Here is an 8,322-nt window from a genome sequence, read left to right on the forward strand (position 1 = left end):
TCTTCAGCGTGAACGAACACCGGCATGCTGCCGTTGAAGTAGGTCACGCGTCCATCCCGTTTGCTGAACGCCAGCACGGCGGTAATGGGGGTGACGCCCTCGGGGAAGATCGGCAACTGGATTTGCGGCATCGGCTTCGGCCCTTTCGGCAGGACAATCTTGAGGCTCGGCGCACCCGGCGCACCGAAACTGGCATCTTCGCAAAATCCAAGCCTCCGCCAAAGGCTGCTCGGCAGAATCGCCGCAGTTGGCTTGCTTCCGATTGAATTCCCGAGGGTTTTCGCCAGACCCTTACCAGAAGACCGCGGGGCCGAGATCAGGTCCTCTGATGCTGGGCCTCCCAATACTTCGCCCGAGCGCTGAGATCGATGTGCTCCTGCTTGGTGATCGTGACCCATTGTTGCGAGAACGGGGGCGGTTGCCCTTCATCAAACGAGACGAGCGATTGTCGTCGCTCAGGGGGCGGGGAGGTTCTTGCTGCGCCTTCCATGGGTGAGTTTATACATTGTTCGCACTCCTGTGTCCCGGACTATTTTTCCGTACGAATGGGGTGGCAGAATATTTACTCCGTCACGGGTACATGTCACTGTTGTCGCAACACAGAGGACGGGCGAAAAGACAAGCAGGATGGTATTTCAATTAATAGAAATCGCCTTTGCTGCTTGCCGATGAATTCCCCATAAAGACCGAATGCCTCCGAATCGAGACTTCGCGTCGCAGACTAGACGTTGTAGAGCAGCGCCCCGCCCGCGATCAAAGCGACAAGCCCGATGATCGCAAGCAGATTCCTAAACGTATTCATCTTCAATCGACTCCCCGCGGGCCACCGTCTGCATCACTTGCACGTCTGTGTCGCGTAGAACGCCGCGAGATCCTCGATATCGCCATCTGACAGGTTAATGACCATGGCCTTCATGGATGCGTCGTTGCGCTCCCCGCTCACATAGGCCTTCGTGGCTTTGATGAGATACTGCTCTGGCATACCGTTCAGCACCGGCGCCACTGGGTTCCCGGTCAGGTGGCAGCCCGAACACGCCGCCGCCTTTGCCTTGCCTGCCTCGGCATCCGCCGCGACGGCCGTACCCGTAACTGTCAACAGGCCCAGGACCAACGTGACAACGATCATACGTTTCATCGATTCATTCTCCTTTGGTGACTCGTTCCAGGTAATTTTCTCTTACAGAAAACACCGCAGGCCGATGACCCCATGTCGCTTTTGTCGAGCAGGACCGAAGCGGACAAGCCGTATCTCCGGCTCCCTGCGTCTCAGGAGCCGTCGTGTTCCGCGATCTCGACCATCGAAACGAAATCGTCCGGCTTGACCACCAGCAGGCCGCAGTCCACCTGCTGCAGCACCGCTTCGGCGGCATTGGCATGGATCAGGCTGGGCAAACCGGTACGCGCCGCCGTGCCCATGACCACCAGGTTCATCCGTTCGTCGCTGGCGAACTGTGGAACAACCTCCACCGGCTTGCCGACCAGCAGATGGATCCGCCCGGGATCGAGTTTCAGCTTGTAGTCGCGCATGATGGGTTCACACTGCCTGGCGATGTCTTCGCGGAGCCGTTCCATCACATCGACAAGATCGGTGCGCAATCCACCTCCCTTCTTGATTCCCTTGCCGCCGTAGAGCTGCATCGCGTGAACGATGTGCAGCTCACTGCCGAAACCCTGGGCGACGGCGGCCGCCGCCTTCAGGATCTTCGCGTTCAGGCCATCGCACTCCACGTGTCCACCCTCACCACCCAGGGCCGCGACGACCCGCTTGGTTGTACATTGCTTCTTGCTCTTGAAGATCCAAAGCGCGCAGGGACAATGCAGGAACAGGTCCCGCGAGGGACACTCGAACATGACCTTTGCGATCTGGGTCCGGTCTCGCGCCGTCAGCATGACCAGATCATAGGGGTTGCGCATGACCTCTTCTATAATGGTCACATACTCCTTTCCCCAACGGATCTCGGAACTCACGTCCTCTACCTGCCTGTCCCTGACCTGCTCGACGATCCCTTCGACGAACTTCTCCCGCTCTTTCTGGATCTTGTCGTGGAGTTTCTGCGGGTTGCGCACGTTCCACCACTGCTTCAGGTCTTCCGGATAACCGCCGACCACATGGAACACCTTGAGGTGCGCCCCGCACACCCTGGCGAGTTCCGCCGCCCTGTCAACGATGTTACTGTCGGTGATCTCGGGATGGGTGCAGAGCAGGATGTTCTTAATCTCTTTCATGTCAGTCGGATTCCTGTGATTGCGCGTTGAGCTATCATATACCGCCCTGTGACACCAGCCGTGTCAGGCGGAGCACGTGCAGTGCCCTCGTCCTAGAGGAAGATGTCTGACGTGATGTTCACGAACCAGCTTCGGGCATAGGCGGCCTCCATCTCCCGCTCCCAGTCCCAGTCCGATCCCTCCAGGGGTGAGACCCCCCCCGCCCCCTCCACCGCGACGATCTCTCCGTCCCTGAGACGGTAGACCGCAGCCACCGAGATTCCGTAGCCCGGAGCGGGGATGCTGTAGCAGGTGTTGACAAAGGAGGGCTCCGGGGGCGGATTGTCGTTGATCAGGGCCTGTATGGCCAACGCGCAGTTCTTGCCCTGACTGTTCGCCGCATAGGCGGATTTCGGCATCGCGCCCGCGATGCAGGCATCTCCGATGACGTGAATGTCGTCTTGCAGCCTGGACTCGAAGGTCCTCGGATCGACGGGACACCAGCCGCTACCGTCGGTCAGACCCGCCACCTCCGCGATTCGCCCCGCCTTTTGCGGCGGGATGACATTGACGACGTCCCCGCGGTGTTCGTCAAACTCGGTCTTCAACGTACGCCTTTGCGGATCGACGGCGAGGACCCTGCCGTCTTTGCTGCCCGGAACCCACTCGACCATGCCGGGGTAGTGTTCCTCCCAGGCCCGTAAAAACAGCGATTTCTTGGCGAAGTTCTCCTTGGCGTCGAGAATGATCACCTTCGCCTGGCGCTTGTTGTGTTGCCAGAGTAAATGCGCAATCAACCCGGCGCGCTCGTAGGGCCCGGGCGGACACTTGTACGGATTGGGCGGGGCGACGATAAATACTTTGCCGTCCGCCGGGACATCGTCGAGTTGACTGCGCAGCAACCGGGTCTGCTCACCGGCGAACCAGGCATGGGGCATGATCTGGCTCGCGGCCTCGTCGTAACCCTCGATCGCACCCCACCGGAACGCGATGCCGGGCGACACCACCAGGCGATCGTAGGCGAGCTCCACCCCGGCGGCGATCTTAACCTTCCTGTTGACCGGGTCAATCTCGGTGACCTCGTCCTGCACCATCTTGACCCCGTAGAACGCACTCAGCGCGTCGTAGCTGAACGTGAGGCTCTCCAAGGTCCGCTCGTCGGCCAGTACCTCGTTGCTCAGGGCGCAGGAGATATACTCTGGGTCTTTCTCGATCAGAAAGACCTCCACGTGCGGATCGGCCAGGCGCAGGTACTTGGCGGTCGTCGCCCCCCCGTACCCGCCGCCGACTATCACGACCCGCGCCTTGTACCTCGCCTCCCCCGCCAACGCGGTCGCCGACGCGAGCCCAAGACCTGCGGAATACCCCAATGCCGCCAGGAACCGTCTGCGAGTCAACATTCGCCCTTTCTCCGTGAAACCGCGATCCGAATCCAACCCTTCATTTCATGCTCGCATAGAAATGCGACAACGCCGAAATGTCGCTGGACGTCAGTGGTTGTACCACGATGGTCATGAATCGATTCGGCATCTTGCGTCCCACGCGCCAGTATTCCTGCAGAACAAACTCCAGGTAGCGACTCCATTGCCCCGCGATCCTGGGGGTTTCCGCGTTCTGGAAACGACCGTTGTCCCTGTGGCAGGTCGCGCATTTCTCCTCGTGTATCTTGCGCCCTTTCTCTATTTTCGCCGGGTCGAGTTCCTGCTCCGGGGACTTCCAGATTTGCGAAGAAAAGAAGGCGGCTATGTCATCGATCTCCGCGTCGGTGTAGCCCTTCGCCAGCCGACCCATGATGGTCGAGGGACGCTCACCGTTCTTGAATTGGCGCAGGACCCGGGAGAAATAGGGTTGCGACAGACCGGCGATGATGGGCATGGGCTTGGCGCTGTAGCCGTTGGTGCCGTGACAACCCGCGCAGTTGTTCGAGAGATTGGGCGCCGAGGGGGGCTCGGCTTGCGCCGCCACGCAGGTCAGTCCCGCCACCAATCCGGCCACCAGCGTGGTAACCGGCCCCCTTAATCGTGACACCTTGAGCATACCTGTCCTCCTGAACTCAACGGGCGGTCAGCCTTTCGTCATCGTCGAAGATCGGAATGAAGCGGCTCAGGATATAGTAGACGACGAACGGCGCCGCCAGAATGATGAGCGCCGGAAGGACTCCCTCCTTGGCCAGGATCTCGAAATGAAAGGTCGCAAAACCTCGATCCGATTTTGAGATGTTCTGCCCGCCGATCACAACATTGAAACGCATGACAAGCACCTGCAGGACCAGCAGCAGGCTGGCGAAATTCGCCAGATACAGGAGCGGTTTTCTGTCGATGGCGCGGATCACCACGACCGCAAGCACCAGAAACGGTATCGCGGACAGGATCAGCATCTGTGTAATGACGAAGCTGTTGTACAGGGGACCGGAAAGCAGCGGCCCGATCAGCGACCAGTGGTGACCGTGTTCGTAGTAGACGTAGAACACCTCGAGGACCTCAATGGTGAAATCGATGATCACGAACCCCCAGAGAAAGGTCATCAGTTTGCGGATCATGGCGTAGTCGTAGGGCCGACCGGTTCGCCAGCGCACAAAGCTGTACATCAGGCACAGCATGGCCATGCCGCTGACGATGGCCGACATGAGGAAGATGATCGGCTGCAGGGGGGTGGCCCACCAGGCGTTGGCCTTGACGCTGCCGAAGATGAAGCCCACGTAGCCGTGCAGAACGCAGGCCCAGGGAATCCCGATCGCGGCCAGGAAGGTCGTCAGCCTGTAGTCGATGCGGGCAGACTCCGGCGTGTATTCGGTCACGCCCAGTGTCAGTGCCGTCCACACGACCCGCTGCAGTCCGCTGGTCTCCTTGGCGCGTTCGATGAAGTAGTCCCGGTAGGTCAGCCACAGTTCCACCATCAGCAACACCATGTAGCTGGAATAGACGTAGCCGAACACGCTCATTGCGGAGGTCAGGTGGGTGGTGAAGAAGATGTTGAAGGCGCGCTGCGGCTGGGCCAGGTGGACGAGAAGCGGCACCGCGGCGAACAGACCGAAACAGAAGGCCGCAACCAGCGCGAATCGGGCGATTCCTTCGAACTCGCGGATGCGAAAGACATGATAGAGCGAGGACACCACGAACGCCCCCGCCACCAGCCCCGTGATGTAGGGGTAGATGACGATCATCAGGGACCAGTCAATATGAGCGTTGTTGGGGAAGATGAAATTGACTAGCGACTCGTTGGGAAGCATCTCAGACCACCACTCGCGGCAGACCGACGTAGAGCACCTGACACTGCGTGTGCATCCCGGGTTTGAGCACGTCCCACTGATCGTCTTTCAGTATCTGTGCCACGGGATCGTTCTCGTCCCTGGTATCTCCGAAGGAACGCGATCCCGTCGGGCAGACCGTAACACAGGCGGGTTGCTGACCCCGCCGGATCCGGTGGTAACACCAGGTGCACTTGTCGGCCACGCGTCGCTCCTTGTTCATGAAACGCACACCATAGGGGCAGGCCTGTATGCAGTAGCCGCAGCCGATGCAGTGCTCGGGATCCACCAGCACGAAGCCCTCGGGTGAGGTGAAGGTCGCTCCCACCGGACACACCTGTACGCAAGGAGCCTCGGCGCAGTGATTGCAGAGCTTGGGCACGAAGAACGCGTTGATTGCCTGCTCCCGCAAAGCGGGATCGATCGCCTCGAACCCGTTCATACCGCCTTCGGGCGAGTCGACGTGTACGCCCTCGTGTGTCACCACATAGCGCTCGATCCAGGTGCGGAACTGACCTTCCGGGACATTGTTCTCGATACCGCAGGCGCGCACGCAATTCCCGCAACCGATGCACTTCTGGATGTCGACGACGAAGACATAGTCGTGCTCACCGGGATCGAATCCCTCGTCCGGACCCTCCAGAACTTTCGCCAGCGCGGGGGCACGCAACCCCATGAGGGCACCCGCGGCCGCCACCCCCCCGCCGAGCAGTTTGCTCAGAAACACACGTCTACCGTTGGTCTCGGGTTGTTTCATTGCCTCACCTCAAGCGGGTTCATGGGGGTTATGGCAGGCCCGGCAGGGCGATGTCTCCCGCACATTGAGCAGTTCGTGGTACAACAGCGTCTCGCTGAACTGAGGAAAATTCTGCGGCCGCGCAATGAGTTCCTGATGGCAGCCGAGACAAAGCTCGTTCGCGACATTCAGTCGGGCGTGATCAAGCTTCTCGCCGTCCGCCGCGTGCCGTGCGAGGGGGCCGTGACAACTCTCACAAGCGACCCCCGCGTGCAACCCCTGGGAAAGGGCATCGTAGTTGGCCTTGTGATTCGCCGGCGGCTCGTGGCACGAGGAACCCTCGCAGGAGGCATTTCCGCCGAAACGTGAGGGCTGCGCCGCCAGTTCATCCAGCGCATCGCCCCGGTACCAGTGTTCTTCGTCCCAACTGTCGGGTATGGCGAGCTGTCGCAGTCCGACGAAACCGGCGCCGGCGACGGCAAGCACCAGCAACAGCCGATAGAGGTGCGATCTGGGCGAGGGCTTCATTGGGAATTGCCTTGAACCTGCGCTCCGACATCCGGTTCCGGGTGGTCCTTGCGCAGCGCCGCCGCCACCTTGATGGCTCTCAGGTCCCGAACCATCTCCGCCCAGCCGTTCCAAGGCGCATAGTCGGCGTTGGCGCGGAACGATCCGCCGATCCCCCGCATGCGGTGCTTGAGAAACATGATGGAAAGCCGCTCCTCGATGGGCGGGCGTGGGACGTCATGCACGGTGAGCAGGTGCGGCGCGCATTCGTCCCTCTGTGTATCCCGAAGGACCGGGAACACTCGACTCGTCAGAGGCATGGCGTTGTGAGGAAGGGATCCGGCGAGATCCGGGACGGCATCCCGCGTCAACCGGCGCCATAACCGGATGTTGGTGATACCACAGCAGGCCAAAAAGATCCAGCACATGCGGCATGACCTCTGCAGCGCAAGGATCCCTCCGGGAAAAGGCGTCGTTTGGTACTCAAAACACAGTGCGACGACGACACCCCGGAGGCTAATCGATATCCAACGCTGCAGTTTTGCGGCGGAATTTCTATCGGTGATTCCGCTCTCTGTTGAGACATTGCAGAAACGCCACCCGGGATCCGTACGCTAAGGGGTGATGCTTAACCACAAGACAACATGATTCCTTTGAATCTCAGTATCATTCGGATTTGTTTTCGGCTTGTCAACTAAAGTGTCACGTTCATAGAAAGAACGCATTTTTTTATTTTTCTGTTAGTTACAATAAATTCTTCATGAACGAATCAGACCGCGCCGAGTTCGTTACCTTGGAATTCTGTGGCTTTCTTGATTAAGATCAAATAGCGACCCTCAGTAAACAACCGCTCTCGGGTGCCGAAATGCCGGTGGCACCCTGCGCCGATCCTGCGGCCGACGATGCTTCGGCACCACGCCCCTCTACGAATCTGAACACAGGGGTGCGGTCAGGCTTCTTCGACGACCCTCCGAGCGACATTCCGGCTGTTGCGCACACAGTCGTTCAGACCGATGCCGTAATAGGCATTGGAATTCAGATAGAATCCCGGATACGCGCGGAGCTGCCCGAACAGGGCGTCCACGTTGGCGAGGTGGCCGACCGGGTAGTTGGGGATGCCTCGTTCCCAGCGCCTGACGAAGGTGACATCCGGTGTGTCGTCGACCCCCATGGTCTCCCGGACCCCAAGAACCGCGGTATCGACGAGCCGGTCGTCTTCCTGCAACGCCAGATCGGGTTGTCGTTGCCCCCCGATCATGACCCGTATCGCCTTGGCACCATCGGGCGCGCGGTCAGGGAAGATCGAACTGTCCCACAGCACACCAAGAACCGGCTTGCGGGCCGAGGCGGTGGTCAGCAGTCCGAATCCGATAAGCGGATGTTCGAGCCGGTGATACCCAAACCCCACGACCGAGATCGGCGAATAGTCGATCTGCTCGAGGCGCCCGGCCGCGCCCGCGTCCATGTCCCTGATCAGATCTGCAGCGACATAGGCCGGCGTCGCCAGCACCAGCCTGTCGGCCTCCAGGCTGCCGTCATCGGTGTGTAGCGTGTACCGGCCCCGCTCATGGCTGACACCCTCGACCTCGATACCCGTACGCACATCGGCATCCAAGGCCGAGCCAAG

General features: G+C 60.1%; 9 protein-coding genes. All 9 read right to left on the minus strand.

Going from position 1 to position 8,322, the window contains the following annotated elements:
• Positions 1-835 precede the first annotated feature (835 nt).
• A complete protein-coding gene (locus LJE91_12845; protein MCG6869570.1) occupies positions 836-1,135 on the minus strand; it encodes a cytochrome c in 300 nt (99 codons plus the stop codon).
• Positions 1,136-1,266: 131 nt separating this feature from the next.
• Positions 1,267-2,226, minus strand: a complete 960-nt coding sequence (locus tag LJE91_12850) for a universal stress protein (protein MCG6869571.1) — start codon at positions 2,224-2,226, stop codon at positions 1,267-1,269.
• A gap of 92 nt (positions 2,227-2,318) precedes the next feature.
• Positions 2,319-3,605: an NAD(P)/FAD-dependent oxidoreductase gene (locus LJE91_12855; protein MCG6869572.1), complete on the minus strand. Its 1,287-nt coding sequence runs from the start codon at positions 3,603-3,605 to the stop codon at positions 2,319-2,321.
• Between the two features lie 40 nt (positions 3,606-3,645).
• On the minus strand, positions 3,646-4,233 hold the full coding sequence (locus tag LJE91_12860; protein MCG6869573.1) for a cytochrome c4: 588 nt from the start codon (positions 4,231-4,233) through the stop codon (positions 3,646-3,648).
• Positions 4,234-4,258: 25 nt separating this feature from the next.
• On the minus strand, positions 4,259-5,434 hold the full coding sequence (gene nrfD, locus LJE91_12865; GenBank protein MCG6869574.1) for a polysulfide reductase NrfD: 1,176 nt from the start codon (positions 5,432-5,434) through the stop codon (positions 4,259-4,261).
• Between the two features lies 1 nt (position 5,435).
• Positions 5,436-6,209 (minus strand): 4Fe-4S dicluster domain-containing protein, encoded by a 774-nt coding sequence (locus LJE91_12870; protein MCG6869575.1) that lies wholly within the window; start codon positions 6,207-6,209, stop codon positions 5,436-5,438.
• 9 nt (positions 6,210-6,218) lie between these two features.
• Entirely contained in the window at positions 6,219-6,716 is a 498-nt protein-coding gene (locus LJE91_12875) for a cytochrome c3 family protein (protein MCG6869576.1), read from the minus strand.
• Complete coding sequence (locus tag LJE91_12880; protein ID MCG6869577.1) at positions 6,713-7,123, minus strand: hypothetical protein; 411 nt, start codon at positions 7,121-7,123, stop codon at positions 6,713-6,715. Before LJE91_12880 ends, LJE91_12875 begins: the two co-directional genes overlap by 4 nt.
• Before the next feature lie 521 nt (positions 7,124-7,644).
• The coding region (gene hemG / locus LJE91_12885; GenBank protein ID MCG6869578.1) for a protoporphyrinogen oxidase at positions 7,645-8,322 on the minus strand (678 nt) is incomplete at its 5' end.

This window comes from Gammaproteobacteria bacterium (genome assembly GCA_022340215.1).
Classification (GTDB): domain Bacteria; phylum Pseudomonadota; class Gammaproteobacteria; order JAJDOJ01; family JAJDOJ01; genus JAJDOJ01.